The organism is Alienimonas sp. DA493 (genome assembly GCF_043951915.1).
Lineage (GTDB): Bacteria > Planctomycetota > Planctomycetia > Planctomycetales > Planctomycetaceae > Alienimonas.
This window is the reverse complement of the sequence record NZ_JBINJD010000337.1, coordinates 1-854: the sequence shown is the minus strand read 5'-3', so window position 1 is coordinate 854 and position 854 is coordinate 1. Positions and strand designations below refer to the sequence as shown.

Here is an 854-nt window from a genome sequence, read left to right as displayed (position 1 = left end):
CCCGGCGCCGGCGCCGACGGCGGGTCCCTCTGCGACGCGGGCGCCCCGGCCGAGGTCGTCGCCCGCGGAACGTCGCCGACGGCTCAAGCCCTCGCGGCGGAGACATTGACTCCACACGGAGAGTCAAAACAGGAGGCTGGGGCATGGTTGACTCTCACCGACGCCCGACTTAACTCCCTGCGGGGCGTTACGCTGCGGGTTCCCCACGGCCGGCTGACCGCGGTCACGGGGGTGAGCGGGTCGGGCAAGTCGTCGCTGGTCGCCGGTCTGCTGGCGCCGGCGGTGCGGGCGGCCCTGTCGCCGACGGCCTCTCCGCCGCCGACGGACTTCTACGGGGAGCTGACCGGGCTGGAACCGATCGGCCGGTTGGCGGAGGTGGATCAGTCGCGCTTGGGCGGTTCCGCCCGCAGTTGTCCGGCGACGGCCAGCGGCGTGTGGACGGAGATCCGCAAGCTGCTGGCCCGCACCCGGGACGCCCGGCGGCTCGGCTTCACCGCGAGCCGCTTCAGTCCCGCCAACCGGGCCGGCCGCTGCCCGGACTGCCGCGGGCGGGGCTTTCGCACGCTGAAGATGGATTTCCTGCCCGCGTCGGTGACGGAGTGCCCCACCTGCCGCGGCGCCCGGTTCAACCCGCAAACGCTCGCCGTGCGGTGGAAGGGGCGAACCGCCGCGGATCTGCTGGCGCTGCGGGCCGGCGAGGCCGCGGAGCTGTTCGCCGACGTCACCCCGATCGCGCGGGTGCTGGACACCTTCGTGGAGGTGGGGCTCGGCTATCTCCCGCTCGGGCAGCCGGCGGACACGCTGTCCGGTGGGGAGTCGCAGCGGGTCCGCCTCGCCGCCGCCCTGGCCGATCC

1 pseudogene is annotated in these 854 nt (G+C 74.6%); it reads left to right on the top strand.

Going from position 1 to position 854, the window contains the following annotated elements:
• Nucleotides 1-147 precede the first annotated feature (147 nt).
• Nucleotides 148-854 (top strand): annotated as a pseudogene (locus tag ACG2DA_RS22885) (hypothetical protein); the annotation flags it as partial.